We start from the raw sequence: 16,825 nt of genomic DNA, 5'->3' as shown, positions 1-16,825 counted from the left end.
GATTTATGGCTATGCAAAAAGACATGATGGGCCGCGCGGTCCGCGACTCGTTTGCCAAACTGGATCCTCGCGTCCAGATTCAAAACCCGGTCATGTTCCTGGTGTGGCTTTCCGCCGTCATGACCTCCGTCCTGGCCGTCGCTTCCATCTTCGGTGTGCAGGACGCGGGTGTGCCCACCTACTATGTGGTCGCCATCGCGGTCATCCTGTGGCTCACCGACCTGTTCTCGAACTTCGCCGAGGCGCTTGCCGAGGGCCGCGGTAAGGCTCAGGCCGATTCCCTGCGTGCGGCCAAGAAGGATGTCGAGGCCCATCGCATCGAGTCCGTTAAGGACAAGGAACACTTCACCGTCGTTCCCGGCACCGAGCTTACGCGCGGCGACCTGGTGATCGTACGCGCCGGCGAGCAGATTCCCGGCGATGGCGACGTCATCGAGGGCGCTGCCTCCGTTGACGAGTCCGCCATCACCGGTGAGTCCGCCCCCGTGGTCCGCGAGGCCGGCGGCGACCGCTCTGCCGTTACCGGCGGTACCGCGGTGCTGTCCGATTGGATCATCGTCAAGATCTCCAGTGAGCCCGGCCAGAGCTTCCTGGACAAGATGATCGCGATGGTCGAGGGTGCCGCGCGCAAGAAGACCCCTAACGAGATCGCTCTGGAGATCTTCCTGGTGGCCCTCTCCATCGTCTTTATCCTGGTCACGCTGGCCCTGTATTGTTACTCCTGCTTCTCGGTCGGTCTTCACGACATGGACAACCCCACGGCCGTGACTACGCTCGTGGCGCTGCTCGTGTGCCTGGCTCCCACTACCATCGGCGCCCTTCTGTCCGCCATCGGCATCGCCGGCATGAGCCGTCTGAACGAGGCCAACGTGCTGGCCATGTCCGGCCGCGCCATCGAGGCCGCCGGCGACGTCGACATCCTCATGCTCGACAAGACCGGCACCATCACCCTGGGTAACCGCCAAGCCGCCGAGTTCATCCCGGTCGACGGCATCGATCCCGCGGAGCTGGCCGATGCCGCCCAGCTTTCCTCGCTGGCCGACGAGACCCCCGAAGGCCGTTCCATCGTCGTGCTCGCCAAGGAGCAGTTCGCTCTGCGCGGCCGCACGCTCGAGGATAAGGGTATGGAGTTCATCCCCTTTACCGCGGCGACCCGCATGTCCGGTGTGAACTACGAGGGCAATGAGATCCGCAAGGGCGCTGCCGATTCCATGCGCACCTATGTGGAGGCAGCCGGCGGCGTGTTCTCCCAGGAGTGCGACGAGGCCGTCGAGCGCATCGCCAAGGCCGGCGGCACCCCGCTGGTCGTGACCAAGAACTGCCGCGTGCTGGGCGTTGTGTACCTCAAGGACATCATCAAGTCCGGCGTTAAGGAGAAGTTCGCCGACCTGCGCAAGATGGGCATCAAGACCATCATGGTGACGGGCGACAACCCGCTCACCGCCGCGGCAATCGCCGCCGAGGCCGGCGTTGACGACTTCCTGGCCGAGGCCACCCCTGAAGGCAAGCTCGAGAAGATTCGCGAGTTCCAGCGTGAGGGGCACCTGGTCGCCATGACCGGCGACGGCACCAACGACGCGCCCGCTCTGGCCCAGGCCGATGTCGCCGTGGCCATGAACACGGGCACCCAGGCTGCCAAGGAGGCCGGCAACATGGTTGACCTCGACTCCAGCCCCACCAAGCTCATCGAGGTCGTGCGTATCGGCAAGCAGCTGCTCATGACCCGCGGTTCGCTCACGACCTTCTCGGTGGCCAACGACATGGCGAAGTACTTCGCTATCATCCCGGCCCTTTTCTCGCCGATCTACCCGGGCCTTGGCGCGCTCAACATCCTCGGTCTGGCAAGCCCGCTGTCCGCGGTTCTTTCGGCCATCATCTATAACGCGCTCGTTATCGTCGCGCTGATCCCGGCCGCGCTGAAGGGCGTTAAGTACCGCGAGGTGCCGTCCGGACAGCTGCTGATCCACAACCTGCTCGTGTGGGGTCTGGGCGGCATCGTTGCCCCGTTCGTATTCATCAAGCTCATCGACATGCTGCTCGCGTTCTGCGGCATTATGTAAGTGGAGGTTTGTATGTTCAAAGGTGTTGCATCGCGCGCACTGGGCGTGTTCGCGCTGTTTACCGTTGTCTGCGGCCTGGGCTATACGCTCGTCGTGACCGGCATCGCCCAGGTTGCGTTCCCGTATCAGGCGAACGGTTCACTCATTACGGTCGACGACAAGATCGTGGGCTCCGAGCTGATCGGCCAGAACTTCGAGGATGAGGACCATATGTGGGGTCGTATTCAGAACGTGTCAATTGTCGAAGGCGAAGACGGCGAGCTCATGGCGTATGGTGCCCCGTCCAACCTGTCCCCGGCGAGTGAGGAGTATCGGCAGCTGATGGATACGCGCGTGAAGAAGATCCGCGCCGCCAACCCCGATGCCGATATGGACGCTGTGCCCGTCGACCTGGTGACGTGTTCTGGCTCAGGGCTCGACCCCGAGATCTCCCCCGATGCCGCCGAGTACCAGGTACCGCGCCTGGCGAAGGCCACGGGCAAGAGCGAAGGCGAGGTTCGCGAGATCATCGCCCAGTGCACCAAGGGCCGATTCCTGGGCGTCTTCGGCGAGCCTACGGTCAATGTGCTCAAGGTGAACCTTATGCTGGACGGCGCGCTGTAGGTGAGGGAGTGGCGGATGAGGGCGTGACTGACTATCTGAGCCCTCAATTCCACCCCGCCCATCAGTTGCGGTGAAATACGGACTGTTTTGCCTGTCAAAAGCCTCATCTACTCCGTATTCCACCGCAATTTTTTTGTGAGGGTCGGGATTGAGGGCGGGAGTGCGAGCGAGCGCGGATGCGGCGGTTACTGATACGATAAGTACGTTAGCAACTGCCGCCCAGCGGCTCAAACGAAAGGAACCCTGTATGGAGTCCTCCGCCTATCCGATGCTCTTTAGCCCGATCAAGGTCGGTACGACCGAGGTTAAGAACCGCGTCTTTATGCCGCCGGTGTCCACGAACCTGGCCGATCACGGCTATGTGACCGACGACTTGGTCGATCATTACCGTGCCCGTGCCAAGGGCGGCGTGGGCCTCATCATCACCGAGGTCGTGACGGTCGAGCCTACCTATACCTATCTGCCGGGTGACATGTGCTGCTACGACGACACGTTTATCCCTGGCTGGGAAAAGCTCGCCGCGGCCGTCCACGAGTATGGCTGCAAGATCATGCCGCAGCTCTTCCACCCCGCCTACATGGCCTTTAACATTCCGGGCACGCCGCGCCTGATCGCTCCATCCTTTGTGGGCCCGTCCTATGCCCGCGAGGCGCCGCGTCCTATCACGGTCGATGAGATTCACGAGCTCACGCATCAGTTTGGCGACGCTGCCGTGCGTATGCAGAAGGCCGGTGTCGATGGCGTTGAGGTCCACGCAGCGCACGCCCACGGTATGCTCGGCGGCTTTTTGACTCCGCTCTACAACAAGCGTACCGACGAGTACGGCGGCTCGCTCGATGCCCGCATGCGCTTCCTGCTCGAGGTCATCGCCGAGATTCGCGAGCGCTGCGGCAAGGACTTTATCATCGACGTCCGCATCTCGGGCGATGAGTACACCGATGGCGGTCTGACCCTCAACGATATGATCTACGTCTCGCGTCGCCTGGAGAAGGCCGGCGTCGACATGATTCATGTGTCGGGCGGCACCACCATCAAGCGCGGTTCCGCGATTCCTGCCGCCGGTACCCAGCAGGCCTCGCACGCTGCCTGCTCGCGCGAGATCAAAAAGCACGTCAACATTCCTGTCGCCACCGTCGGCCGCATCAACGAGGCCTGGATCGCCGAGGAGCTGATCGAGGACGGCGCTGCCGACATCTGCATGATGGGCCGCGCCAATCTGTGCGATGCCGAGTTCTGCAATAAGGCCGCTGCCGGCAACGCCGACGACATCCGCCCCTGCATCGGTTGCCTGCGCTGCCTGAACGGCATTATGTTCGGCAAGCGCATCTCCTGCACCGTCAACCCGGACGTGGAGCGCGACGAGGCTGGTTACGAGCCTGCCGCCGAGGCTAAGAACGTGCTGGTTGTGGGCGCTGGTCCTGCGGGCATGGAGGCAGCCTACATTGCCGCCAAGCGCGGACACAACGTGGTGCTCGTGGATAAGCAGGATGAGCCGGGCGGCGAGATGCGCATCGCGGCCGTTCCGCCGGCAAAGCAGGAACTCACCCGCGTGATCAAGTATCAGTACCGTCGCCTGGCCGAGGTCGGTGTGAAGTGCGTATTTGGTACCGAGCTTTCGGCCGAGGACATTCAGCGTGACTACGCGGGCTACGAGGTCGTCCTGGCTTATGGCGCCGAGCCCATCGCTCCGGCCTTCATGCAGGGCTTTAAGCAGGTTATGACGGCCGATGACCTGCTGGGTGGCAAGGCTTTCCCGGGCAAGAAGATCGTCATTGTGGGCGGCGGCACCGTTGGCTGCGAGACGGCCGATTACCTGGCCCCGTTGGTCAACGACCTGTCGCCGGCCAACCGCGATGTCACCGTCATCGAGATGACCAAGACGCTCGCCGCCAACGAGGGCGGTGCCGGTCGCGCGGTGCTCATCACGCGCATGCTCTCCAAGGGTGTCCACGTGCTGACTGAGGCCAAGGTGACCGAAATCACAGAGGACACCATCAGCTACGAGAAGGACGGCGAGGTCCACACCATCGCCGGTGCCGATACGCTGGTGCTTGCCATGGGCTATCGTCCCAATACCAAGCTGGCCGACGACCTTGCCGCTGCCGGCGTTGCCACCCACGTGCTGGGTGACGCCAACAAGTGCGGCAACATCCGCGACGCCATCGGCGATGGCTACAAGGTTGCCTGCGAGCTCTAGTCAACCCCTGGTGCATTGGGAGGGGCATCCCTGCGCCATCCGATAGCAAAACAGCGGCGGGGTCCCGGGTTTCGGGATGCCGCCGCTTGCTCTTGTGATCCTGGCGACGCGAGCGCGCCCTATTTCACCGCAACTGATGAGATAGGGGATGCGATAGTATTACGGGTGATATTCGACAAACCGTGAGCTTCATCCGAGGGCTTTATGGAACAACACCAGCATTATCAGAGCTTGCAAGATCAGGCATACAACGCATTGCGCTCCAAGATCATCTATGCCGAGCTCAAGCCCGGCACGCGTCTTTCGGCGATTGGTCTGGAAAAGGAGACAGGAATCGGGCGCACGCCCATTCGCGAGTCCTTTGTGCGCCTGCGTGAGCAGGAGCTGGTGGAAACGCGTCCCAAAAGCGGCACCTATGTCTCAAAAATCAGCATGGAGCGCGCCGAGAACGCCTGTTTCTTGCGCGAGAAACTCGAGAGAAGCGTGCTTATTAAATGCTGTTCGGCCGCCTCGCCTGAGCAAAAGCATCGGCTCGAGCAGATTCTTGCCGAGTCTGAGTCACTCGACCATGGCGAAACGCGTCGCTTTTTCGATCTGGACAACCTGTTTCATGAGACGTGTTTTGAGATTGCCGGTCGTCACATGTTGTGGGATTGGATGAAGAGCGTCAACACGCATTTTGAGCGATACAACTGGTTGCGTATGGTGTCGCAGGACCTGGATTGGGAGCCGATTCGTCGGCAGCATCGCCGGATTCTCGAGGCCATTAAGAGGGGTGATACCGATGCGGCGAGTTATCTGGCAGAGACGCACTTGCACCTGATGCCCGAGGAGCAGGGCCCGGTTATCGCCTTACATCCCGACTATTTTGAGCTGCCTAAAGACTCGAATAACTAGCCCATCATTGCATCTGCTCGAGACGCAAAAACGATGCTGCTCACCTACAGCGCTTTGCAACCGAGATTTTTAAAAAATGCCTAAAATGGCTCAGACTTCCGACATTGGGAAACGGGGTGCGCTATGGCGCAGATGAGAATCAAGGACATTGCCGCCGAGGCGGGCGTGAGTCCGGCCACGGTCTCGCGCTATCTCAACAACCGCCCCGGGCAAATGACCGAGGAAACCCGTGCTCGCATCGCGGCGGTTATCGAGCGCACCGGCTATCGCCCGCGTGCCGCCGCGCGCAATCTGCGCAGCTCGCGGACCAACCTCATCGGTGTGATCCTGGCCGACATCGCCAACCCGTTCTCCAGCGCCATGCTCGAAGGACTTTCCGCCAGCGCCGCCGCGCGCGGCTGCTCGCTCATGACGGCCATTAGTGGCAACGACTCCGCTAAGGAAGCGGAGTCGCTCACCAGACTTATCGATGCCGGCGTGGACGGCCTGGTCGTCAACACCTGCGGAGGTAATGACGAGGCGATCGCCGCGGCAGCGGGACGTCTGCCGGTTGTGCTGCTTGACCGCGATGTTGCCGACGGCGGTGTCGATCTGGTGACATCTAACAACCGTGAGCTAGTCGCCGGCTTGGTAGACGCCTTGGCCGTTGCGGGCAGCGAGCGTCTGTGCCTGCTCACCGAGGCAAGCGACGATAGCCCCGTGCGTCGAGAGCGCGCTGAAGCCTTTACCGATGAGCTTTCGCGACGCGGCCTTGCGGGTGAGGTTGTCACCTTGGCCGATGGCGGTGCCACGGGCGTCGGTCGCTTGGACGAGACTATCCGCGGCTATGCAGGCAAAAAGCTCGGCCTTATCGCTGTCAACGGCTTGGTCTTCCTGCGTCTGACCGAGGCCCTGGCGCAGTTGGGACCTTCGTTGCCGGCGGGTCTCAAAATCGCGACGTTTGACGATTGCCCCTGGAACCGCGTGCTCTTTGGCGGCGTCACCACGGCCGCGCAAGACACCCTTACCATTGCCGAGTGCGTAGTCGAGCGCCTCTCCGAGCGCATCGACGTCGTTACCACCACCGTGGGCGAGGCCGCAAAGCTGGCGCCCAAACGCATCGAGATCCCCGGCCACATCGAGCACCGCGCATCGACCTCGCGCTAGTCACTCGTTCGCAACTGCCTGTTCGCGCACGTTTTTTGAGCGCTTGATACGCTTTAACCCTGCGGAAACATTTTTCTGCGATAGTATCTGCGATATAGACCAGTCGAAACCCGCCCGAAAGAAAGGGGAGCGACATGAACCAGCAGAACATCGATTACGTACTCCGCTCCGTAGAGCAGCGTGACATCCGCTTTGTGCGTCTGTGGTTTGTCGACATTCTCGGCCGCCTCAAGAACTTTGCCATTAGCCCCGAGGACCTCGAGGTCGCTTTTGAGGAGGGTATCGGCTTTGACGGCTCGGCCATCGAGGGCTTTGCCACGCCCGAGGAAGCCGACATGCTCGCATTCCCTGATGCTTCGACCTTCCAGATTCTGCCGTGGCGCCCGAGCCACAACGGCGTTGCCCGTGTGTTCTGCGATGTGTGCACTCCCGATTGCAAGCCCTTTGCCGGCGACCCGCGCGATGCCCTGCGCCGCATGTTCCGCAAGGCCGAGAAGGCTGGCTATCTGCTCAACGTGGGCGCCGAGCTGGAGTATTACTACTTCCCCGACGAGCACACCCCCGAGCCGCTCGACAACGTGGGCTACTTCGATCTTTCGGTGAGCGATGCCGCTCGCGACCTGCGCCGCAACACGGTCCTCACGCTCGAGAAGATGTCCGTGCCCGTGGAGTACACCTTCCACGCCGCCGGTCGCTCGCAGCACGGCATGAGCCTGCGCCACGCCGAGGCCCTGAGCATGTCCGACGCCATCACCACGGCTAAACTCATCATTAAGCAGCAGGCCTACGAGAGCGGCTGCCACGCCTCCTTTATGCCCAAGCCGTTGGCAGGCGAGGACGGCAGCGCTATGTTCCTGTGCCAGTCGCTATTCGACCACGACGGCAACAACGTCTTTTGGGGCGAGGACGACGAGAAGTACCACCTCTCCGACGTCGCCAAGCACTACATGGCCGGCATCCTGGCGCATGCCCGCGAGATTAGCGCCATCACCAACCCCACGGTCAACTCGTACAAGCGCATCACCACGGGCGGCGACTCCGTGCCGCAGTACGCCACGTGGGGCCTGCGCAACCGCGCGAGTATGGTCCGCATCCCGGTCTACAAACCCGGCAAGCAGCTGTCCACGCGCATCGAGCTTCGTAGCCCCGACCCCATGGCCAACCCGTACCTGGTCAACGCCGTCACGCTGGCGGCTGGTCTCGACGGCATCGAGCGCAAGCTGGAGCTCCCGCCCGAGGCCACGGCCGAGACGCTCAAGCTCTCCGACCGTCAGATGGTCGAGGCCGGCTACACGCCGCTGCCGCGTTCGCTCAAAGAGGCGCTCGACGTGTTTGAGGACTCGCAGTTTATGAAGGATGCCCTCGGCGAGCACATCCACAGCTTCTTCCTCAAAAAGAAGCGCGACGAGTGGCATAAGTTTGAGTCTACGATCACCGAGTGGGAGATCAAGCACTACCTGGCGAACTCCTAATCGCGTTGGCTTGTTCCAGTACGATTGAGCTCATTTCCTTGGAGGCCGATATGTCCGAAAAGAGTGCCCTGTTCATGGCGCGCACGACGCGCTTCCACGAGTTTGCCCGCAGCTTGACGACCACCCTGGGGGTCGAGGTGAGCCTGGCAACCCCCGATTCGCCGACTGCAGCGCACGACTTTGACCTGCTGATCCTCGATTCCGATGGCATCCGCAGCGACCGCATCGATCAGATTGCCAAGTGGCTTGACGATCGCGGCGGTGTCCCCATGCTGGTGATTGTCGACGACGAGGCGCTCGGCACCCTGCGCCTGCCGAATCACGCGCATGCCGACTTTGTATGCCCCACGGCGACGCCCAACGAGCTTAAGGCTCGCGCGCAGCGCCTGATGGGCGAGGAAGAGACCGTCACCGCCGACGATGTGCTCAACATCGATAACCTCGAGATTAACCTGGCTACCTACCAGGTGACGCTCGATAACGAGCCCATCGACCTGACGCTGATGGAGTATTCGCTGCTGAGCTTTTTGGCGACGCACCCCAACCGTGCCTACAGCCGCGAAGTGCTGCTGCACCGCGTGTGGGGCTTTGAGTACTGCGGCGGCACGCGTACCGTCGACGTGCACATCCGACGCATCCGCTCCAAGGTGGGCCCGCAGATCGCGGCCCACATCACTACCGTCCGCGGCGTAGGCTACCTGTTTAAGGACTAGATTTCCACCACAAAGGGGACAGGCACCTTTGTGGTGGTTTTGCCGCATATGCGGGCTCCTTTCGGGTTTGCAGAAGAACTTAAGCCTTCCTAAAAGATTGCGTTCTCATACACGTGCACCCGCATATTGGGGTACAACTCAACGTGAACAATGATGGCCCGCCACGTGTTTGGCGGGCCTTTGGTTATTTGACGAAAGGATCGCAGCTATGAGCGAGAACGATTCCCAGCGTCCCCAGGATGTTGGCAATGCCGGCGAGACTCAGCAGCAGCCGCGCGTGCAGGTGGAGTCGACGCCTGCCGGCAGCAACATTCCCTACGTGCAGGCTTACGACACACAGACCGGCAAGCCGCTGGGCGGCCAGCAGGTTGTAAACAAGCACACAGTGGTCAAGACCAAGACCAAAAAGCTGCCGATCTTTATTACGGCGCTCGCCGGCTGCGCCTGCGGCGCCCTGCTGGTCATCGCGCTCATTATGAGTGGCACGCTCAACATTGGCGGCGGAAAGAATGCCGTGACGGCGGGTGCTTCGGGTTCGTCGACGCAAAAGATTACGATCGACTCCGAGGACACCACGCTGGCCGAGGCCGTTTCTGCCAAGGCCTTGCCCTCCGTCGTTTCCATCACCGCCACTTCGAGCGGCAGCCAGAATGGCTCGCTTTCGCAGTCTGCCGACGAGTCGGATGGCTCGGGCAGCGTCGGCTCGGGCGTTGTGCTCGATACCGAGGGCCATATCCTCACCAACAACCATGTGGTCGATGGCTATGACCAGTACGTGGTGACCATGGACGACGGCACCACCTACGAGGCCGAGTTCGTGGGCAACGATGCTTCGAGCGACCTGGCCGTCATCAAGCTCAAGGATGCAGACGCCTCTAAGCTCACGCCGATCGAGATCGGTGATTCCTCCAAGCTCAACGTGGGCGAGTGGGTCATGGCCATCGGTTCGCCGTTTGGCAACGAACAGTCTGTCTCCACGGGCATCGTCTCGGCGCTCTATCGCTCCACGGCCATGAGCTCTACCAGCGGCAACACCATCTACGCCAACATGATCCAGACCGATGCCGCCATCAACCCGGGCAACTCCGGCGGCGCGCTCGTCAACGACAACGGCGAGCTCGTGGGCATTAACTCGCTTATCGAGAGCTATTCGGGCTCCAGCTCGGGCGTGGGCTTTGCCATTCCGGTCAACTATGCCAAGAATATTGCCGACCAGATCATCGACGGTAAGACGCCGGTGCACCCGTACCTGGGCGCCACGCTTTCGAGCGTCAACGCGCTCAACGCCCGCACCAACAAGCTGAGCACCGACAGCGGCGCGTATGTGGCGAGCGTCGTCGAGGATGGTCCCGCCGCCAAGGCTGGCATCCAAGAAGGCGATGTCATTACCAAGCTGGGCGACGACGAGATTACGAGCGCCGATGGCCTAATCATCGCGCTGCGCAGCCACGAGGTGGGCGAGAAGGTCGAGATCACGCTCATGCGCGGCAAGGACGAGAAGAAGGTCACCGTCGAGCTGGGCTCCGACGAGGAGCTACAGAACCAGCAGCAGGACGACAGCGCGACCGACACCGGCAACGGCGGTATTACCGACGAGCAGCTGCGCCAGTATCTGGAGGAGCTGCTAGGCCAGCAGGGCCAGGGCCAGGGCTACGGCCAGGGTTACTAACGAGCCGCACATACCGATGCCAGAGGGGGCTGTCCCGTCAATGCGGGACAGCCCCCTCTTTTCTCATCGATCCGTTGGGGATGGAGGAAACCGGATCATTTGGAAATGGCAAGGGCATGAGTTGATCGCGCAATCCATCCCGGTGCGTCGACTGCCGATTCGATGCGGTTCGAAAGGGTTATTCGGCGCCATGGTGACCGGTGGTACTCTAGTATCCGTTTGAAATCGAGCGAAGGAGTGCCGCTATGGAGCAATCGAGCCTGTTTGGTGACGGCGTGGACATCGATACCGAAACGCCCACGAGCACGGATACCGTTGCGCCGACCGATGCCCGTGCCCAGGCGGCAGCGCGTGCGGCCGAGCTGCGCCACGAGCTCGATTACCACGCCTATCGCTACTACATGCTCGACGCGCCCGAGATCACGGACGCCGCCTTTGACAAAATGCTCGTTGAGCTGCAAGAAATCGAGGCGACCTACCCCGACCTGGTGACGCCCGACAGCTATACCCAGCGCGTTGGCGGCTACGTGAGCGAGCAGTTTACGCCAGTCACGCACATGGCGCGCATGTATTCCATGGACGATGCCATGGACCTGGACGAGCTCGACGCATGGCTCCAGCGCACCGAGGATGCGCTCGGTGCCGGCAGCGTCACCTATACCTGCGAGCTTAAGATCGACGGTCTGGGCGTGGCACTTACCTACCAAAACGGCACCTTTGTGCGCGCCGCCACGCGCGGCGATGGTACCACGGGCGAGGACGTGTCGCTCAACGTCCGTACCATCAAGGACGTGCCTATGCACCTGTCCGAGCCGGCGCTCGCTCACATGGGTGCCGACCGCGAGCGCACCATCGAGGTGCGCGGCGAGGTCTATATGCCCAAAGGCAGCTTTGTACGTCTGAATGAAGAGGCCGATGCCGAGGGCCGCGACCCCTTCGCCAACCCGCGCAACGCCGCTGCTGGCAGCCTGCGTCAGAAGGATCCCAAGGTTACGGCGCGGCGCGACCTGGCCACCTTTATCTATGCCATCGCCGATACCGATCCACTGCACGTCCACAGCCAGCGCGAGTTCCTCGATTGGCTGCGTAGCGCCGGCTTTAGCGTCAACCCCAACGTGGCTCGCTGTGCCACGCCGGCCGAGGTCCACGAGTTCTGCGCCCAGGCGCTCGAGCATCGCGGCGACCTGGACTACGACATCGACGGCGTGGTCGTAAAGGTCGACAGCTTTCAGCAGCAGCTCGACCTGGGCTTTACCGCCCGCGCACCGCGCTGGGCCATTGCCTTTAAGTTTCCGCCCGAGGAAAAGCAGACCGTCCTGCGCGAGATTCGCATCCAGGTGGGTCGCACCGGTGTGCTCACGCCGGTCGCCGAGTTCGACCCGGTGACGGTTGCCGGCTCCACCATCGCGCGCGCCACGCTGCACAACATCGACGAGATTCGTCGCAAAAACGTGCGCGAGGGCGACACGATTATCGTGCACAAGGCGGGCGACGTGATTCCCGAGGTCGTGGGTCCGGTGCTCGACAAGCGCCCGGCCGATTCGGTCGACTGGCACATGCCCGAGGTCTGCCCCGTGTGCGGCAGCCCCGTGGTCCACGAGGATGGCGAGGTCGCTTACCGCTGCGTCTCCATCGATTGCCCTGCGCAGCTCAAGGAGCGCCTGCTCCACTGGGTGAGCCGCGGCTGCATGGACGTCGACGGCCTGGGCGACGAGATCGTCGACAAGATGATCGCTGCTGGCCTGATTCACGACGTCGCGGACTTCTACCAGCTCACGGTCGACGATATCGCCGGCCTGGACACGGGGCGTACCTATGCCAGCTCCAACAGCAAAAAGGGCGTCAAGAAGGGCGACCCCATCCCGGTAGGCCTCAAGACGGCTGAGAAAATCATCGCCGAGCTCAACAAGTCCAAGAGCCAGCCGCTCGGTCGCGTGCTGTTTGCCCTGGGTATCCGCCACGTGGGCAAGAGTGTGGGTGAGGTCATCGCCGAGCGATTCCTGTCGATTGACAAGCTCATCTTGGCGAGCGAAGAGGATATTGCCGAGTGCGAGGGCATCGGCCCCAAGATTGCGGCGAGCGTTAAGCAGTTCCTGGCCGTGCCCGAGAACCTTGCCGTGCTGGAACGTCTGCGTCAGGCGGGCCTTTCGCTCGAGGTCGACTTGGGCGCTGCGCACGCGCAAGCCGCAGCCGACGCTGGCGTGGCGGGCGAGCTCGCCGACGCACAGCCGCTTGCGGGTCTGACCTTCGTGCTCACCGGCACGCTCGTCAACCGCACGCGCGACGAGGCGGGCGCGGCGCTCAAGGTGCTCGGCGCCAAGGTTTCGGGCAGCGTGTCAAAGAAGACGAGCTATCTGGTCGCCGGCCCCAAAGCGGGCTCCAAGCTCACCAAGGCTGAGCAGCTGGGCGTACCCGTACTGGACGAGGATGCACTCGAGCAGATCTTGGCGACTGGTGAGGTGCCCCAGGCTTAGTACATCGATAACCAAATTAGAAAACCTCCCGGAAAGGTTGATACTTTCCGGGAGGTTTTTATTTGGGCGTGGTGGCGGGCAGCATGATCTGCGTCATGTAGGTTGCTGAGGGTGACCCTGCGGAGCGGTGTCGTTCCGGAGCGATAGAAGATTCATTCAAAGCAAAGGGGCCCCGCAGTGAGGTCTCACAACGGGGCTGCCCCATTGTGATGAGTTTTATACACTTTAACATTAATATTAACGTGTATACTTAGCAGTGAAGATATATGTTGAGAGGAGCAGTTATGGTTACCGTCGCGTTTTCGGAACTGCGCCAAAACCTTACGCAGGTGGCCGAAAAGGTTGCCAATGAGGGCGAGGAGGTTGTGGTCTTCAAGCGGAGCAAGCCGTTGTTCAAGATCGTGCCGCTCGACTATGAAGGTCCAGTTACGGTGGAATATGACGCTGCCCAGGAGCGTGGGGGCGCAAAACCGACGTGCGGCACGGGCAAGCCCAAGCGCGACGTGGGTACGATGTGGCATCCCAAGATCACCTGGAAGGAGATCCGTGAGATGCTCGCGGAGAATGAGGACTACCAGGAGTATCTCGATATCGTGGCTAACATGCCAAAGGGAACGCCGCTCGATACGATGACGGTTGAAGATGAAAAGCGCGTCGCGAGGGAGCGCTACCTATGAGGGCATTTCTCGATACCAATTTTCTGCTCGATTGCGTGCTGCCGGGCCGGCCGGAGCATGGGGCGGCGCAAACGACCAAGGGGCTCGTTGACGTGGGACTTATCGAGGGTGTTGTTTCGGCCTGCTCTCTCAAGGACGCGTACTACATTCTCACTAAACAGGCAGGCGAGGCGCGCGCCCGCGAGGTAGTGCGCGACTGTCTTAAGAGCTACTCGGTAGAGCCTCTCGACCAAGAAGCTTGTTTTACCTCCGCCTATTCCGATGAGCCGGACTTTGAGGACGGCTGTATCCGTGCGATGGCCGAGCGTGCCGGCGTGGACTTTATCATCACGCGTGACCGCGCCGCTTTTGTGCGCTCGACCATCAAGACCTTCTCGCCTGCAGAGTTCATCCGTGCGTTTCCGATTCCGGAGGAGTAAAACCGCCATATCGGGGATTGTCCTCGACATGGCGGTTCTCCTGTAGCTGACGCTCGTTAGTTGAGCTGCACTGCATGCCTGTCCGGGAGGTTCTTAATCGAGCACAGTAACGGGCACCGTGATCTGTGTCACGTAGGTTGTGGGGTCGTCGCTGATGATGTCGTCGATGAGGGCGATCTCGCGCGAGGGCCCGGCGGGTGCCAGGTTGTGTTCGTGCATATAGCCGAGTAGCTGCTCATAGCGCGAGCCCGCCTGCCCGTGCGTGCCGCGGAAGCTAATGGTCAAACAGCGTGCGGCGGGGCGTACCTCGACGTCGCCCAAGTACTCATCGGTGTCATCGAGCAGCAGGAAGACCTCGTCGTAGCCGTCAAAGTCACCGGCGTCAAGGCGCTCGGCGCTAATCCCAATGCCCAAGTTGCCCAGGAAGACAAAGGTCTCATGCTGGCCCTTCTGCAGTTGACGAATTTGCCACTCCAACGCATAGGCGTCGGTAGGGTTGACGCGTTCGCGCAACACGGCGCAGCGAAGCTCGGGCGCATCGATTGTGCAAATGGTATCGAGCTCGGTGTTCAAGGCATCATGCAGTAGAGCAAGCCGGTTATCGATCTTGCGCGACACGCGCTCCAACTCGCGGCGCTTGCGCTCGATGAGCTCCTGCTGCTGAGCCAGCTGCCGCTGCATGAGGTCTACATCGCGCGTGGTCACAAACTCACGGATCTGCGCTAGCGGCAGGTCGAGAACACGCAGGTGACTGATGGTGTTGAGGGTGGAGAGCTGCCGCGATCCGTAGTAGCGGTATCCACTCGCCGGATCGATGTGCGCCGGGTCCAGCAAGCCCATCTGCTCGTAATGGCGCAGCGTGCCCACGCTCAGGTTAAACAGGCGCGCCACCTCGCCAATACGGAGCAGGCCTTCGGTATGTTCGGTTGGCGAGTCGGTCATGGGACTGCTCCTTTCAATGGGCGGGGAAGGGGCGCCGAGGTCGTGCGGCGCGGCCGTCGTATGACACAAACGATCCGCTACGCTACCAACTTGTCAAAAGCTCCGCGCCGGTTAAGCACGGTAAACGCGACAACACAGATGACTGCCGACAAAATCGATCCGCACGGCGAAGCGATGCCCATGGGAAACAGCGTGTCGGAATAGGCGTTCGACAGCAGCCACGCGCCGGGTACGCGAATGAGCGCCACGGCCAGCACGTTGTGCGCAAAGCCGATGTAGCTCTTGCCGTATGCAGCGAAAAAGCCGCTAAAGCAAATGTGGATGCCGGCAAAGATTGCGTCGAAAATATAACTGTGCATATAGCCGGTACCGGCCGCGACCACCGCGGGGTCCTTGGCAAAAAAGCCGATAAACGCCGGCGCCACCAGCCACATCAGCATCGTGATCAGACAGCCGTACACCACCGAGATCGTCATGGCATCCTTGAGTACCTGACGCGCACGACCGCCCTTTCCTGCACCGGCGTTTTGCGCCGTGAGCGCGCTGACGGTGGCGCCCATGGAACTCGGAACAATGAACAAAAAGCTGATCATCTTCTCGACCAGGCCTACGGCGGCGGCGTCGACGAGCCCTCGGTGGTTGGCGATGACGGTGATAAACATAAACGCCACCTGGATGCAGCCGTCCTGTACAGCCACAGGCACGCCGATCTTAAGAATGCTGCCGAGCACCTCGGGCTGGGGGCGCAGGTCGCTGCGCTTAACGTGGATGTTCGTGCGGCGGCTCTTGAGCCACACGAGCGCGAGGGCAACGCTGGCCGTCTGGGCGGTCACTGTGCCGAGCGCCGCGCCCACGGGGCCGAGCCCCATGTGGCCGATAAATAGAAAGTCGAGCGCGATGTTGATGATGCATGCCACGCCAATCACGTACATAGGCGAGCGCGAATCGCCCAGCCCGCGAAAGATGGCCGAGAGAATGTTGTATGCGGCGATAAACGGAATGCCGACAAAGCAGATACGCAGGTAGGCGGCGGTGCCTTCGACCGCCTCGGGCGGCGTGCCAATGAGCGCCACAACCTGCGGGCAAAGTGCAAACAAGATGACGGCCAGTACTACCGAGACGCCCATAAACAGCGTGATGGTATTGCCGATGGCGGTCTCGGCGCGGTCGAAGCGGCGCGAGCCCACGGCGTGGCCGACGATGACCGTCGTTCCCATGGCCAGGCCCACGAGCGTCACGGTAATGATATAGAGCGTCTGCGCGCCATTGCCCACAGCGGTGATGCCGGCGGCGCCGCTAAACTGCCCCATCATATACAGGTCGGCCATGCCGTAGAGCATCTGCAAAAAGTACGAGAGCATATAGGGCAGGGCAAAGACCGCGATGGTCTTAAGGACATTGCCGCGTGTGAGGTCGTGTTCCATGAGCGGGGGCACTTTCTGACTGGGTTTGTTTATGTACCAGTGTAGTGAAAACCCTACAACGATTGTAGAGTCAAGGTTTGTGTTGGGTGCCGGGCGAAAAAAGTCACGCGCACCATTATTCCGAGTGAATAT

At 61.5% G+C, this 16,825-nt stretch carries 13 protein-coding genes; 11 read left to right on the top strand and 2 right to left on the bottom strand.

The features are described 5' to 3' along the window. The first annotated feature begins 5 nt into the window (after positions 1-5). From kdpB to AB5Z20_RS05755, 11 genes are all read left to right on the top strand, one after another. Complete coding sequence (gene kdpB, locus AB5Z20_RS05805) at positions 6-2,060, top strand: potassium-transporting ATPase subunit KdpB (RefSeq protein WP_368156648.1); 2,055 nt, start codon at positions 6-8, stop codon at positions 2,058-2,060. A 12-nt stretch (positions 2,061-2,072) separates the two neighbouring features. Then, positions 2,073-2,663: a potassium-transporting ATPase subunit KdpC gene (kdpC, locus tag AB5Z20_RS05800; RefSeq protein WP_368156647.1), complete on the top strand. Its 591-nt coding sequence runs from the start codon at positions 2,073-2,075 to the stop codon at positions 2,661-2,663. A 247-nt stretch (positions 2,664-2,910) separates the two neighbouring features. Then, on the top strand, positions 2,911-4,860 hold the full coding sequence (locus AB5Z20_RS05795) for an FAD-dependent oxidoreductase (protein WP_368156646.1): 1,950 nt from the start codon (positions 2,911-2,913) through the stop codon (positions 4,858-4,860). A 204-nt stretch (positions 4,861-5,064) separates the two neighbouring features. Continuing rightward, entirely contained in the window at positions 5,065-5,757 is a 693-nt protein-coding gene (locus AB5Z20_RS05790) for a GntR family transcriptional regulator (protein WP_368156645.1), read from the top strand. A gap of 123 nt (positions 5,758-5,880) precedes the next feature. Next, the gene (locus AB5Z20_RS05785; protein WP_138374586.1) at positions 5,881-6,903 is read left to right on the top strand and encodes a LacI family DNA-binding transcriptional regulator; all 1,023 of its coding nucleotides are present in this window, start codon (positions 5,881-5,883) and stop codon (positions 6,901-6,903) included. A 134-nt stretch (positions 6,904-7,037) separates the two neighbouring features. After that, a complete protein-coding gene (locus AB5Z20_RS05780; RefSeq protein WP_368156644.1) occupies positions 7,038-8,375 on the top strand; it encodes a glutamine synthetase family protein in 1,338 nt (445 codons plus the stop codon). A 50-nt stretch (positions 8,376-8,425) separates the two neighbouring features. Next, positions 8,426-9,088 (top strand): response regulator transcription factor, encoded by a 663-nt coding sequence (locus tag AB5Z20_RS05775; RefSeq protein WP_006234733.1) that lies wholly within the window; start codon positions 8,426-8,428, stop codon positions 9,086-9,088. A 208-nt stretch (positions 9,089-9,296) separates the two neighbouring features. Further along, positions 9,297-10,757: a S1C family serine protease gene (locus AB5Z20_RS05770; protein ID WP_368156643.1), complete on the top strand. Its 1,461-nt coding sequence runs from the start codon at positions 9,297-9,299 to the stop codon at positions 10,755-10,757. Between the two features lie 245 nt (positions 10,758-11,002). Then, positions 11,003-13,231: an NAD-dependent DNA ligase LigA gene (ligA, locus tag AB5Z20_RS05765; RefSeq protein WP_195568425.1), complete on the top strand. Its 2,229-nt coding sequence runs from the start codon at positions 11,003-11,005 to the stop codon at positions 13,229-13,231. Between the two features lie 284 nt (positions 13,232-13,515). Further along, positions 13,516-13,908 carry a type II toxin-antitoxin system Phd/YefM family antitoxin gene (locus AB5Z20_RS05760; RefSeq protein WP_022095074.1) on the top strand — a complete coding sequence of 131 codons (393 nt, stop codon included), beginning with the start codon at positions 13,516-13,518 and terminating at the stop codon, positions 13,906-13,908. Then, entirely contained in the window at positions 13,905-14,327 is a 423-nt protein-coding gene (locus AB5Z20_RS05755) for a PIN domain-containing protein (protein WP_195568424.1), read from the top strand. The genes AB5Z20_RS05760 and AB5Z20_RS05755 overlap by 4 nt, the downstream gene beginning before the upstream one ends. A gap of 93 nt (positions 14,328-14,420) precedes the next feature. On the opposite strand, the gene AB5Z20_RS05750 is transcribed toward AB5Z20_RS05755, so the two are convergent. After that, complete coding sequence (locus tag AB5Z20_RS05750) at positions 14,421-15,269, bottom strand: MerR family transcriptional regulator (RefSeq protein WP_138114128.1); 849 nt, start codon at positions 15,267-15,269, stop codon at positions 14,421-14,423. A gap of 77 nt (positions 15,270-15,346) precedes the next feature. Beyond that, on the bottom strand, positions 15,347-16,693 hold the full coding sequence (locus AB5Z20_RS05745; protein ID WP_138114131.1) for an MATE family efflux transporter: 1,347 nt from the start codon (positions 16,691-16,693) through the stop codon (positions 15,347-15,349). Positions 16,694-16,825: the final 132 nt, after the last annotated feature.

Origin of the sequence: Collinsella aerofaciens, assembly GCF_040910245.1 — a bacterium.
In the GTDB taxonomy this organism is placed as follows: Bacteria; Actinomycetota; Coriobacteriia; order Coriobacteriales; family Coriobacteriaceae; genus Collinsella.
The sequence above is the reverse complement of the archived record's forward strand: the minus strand, read 5'-3'. Positions and strand labels throughout refer to the sequence as shown.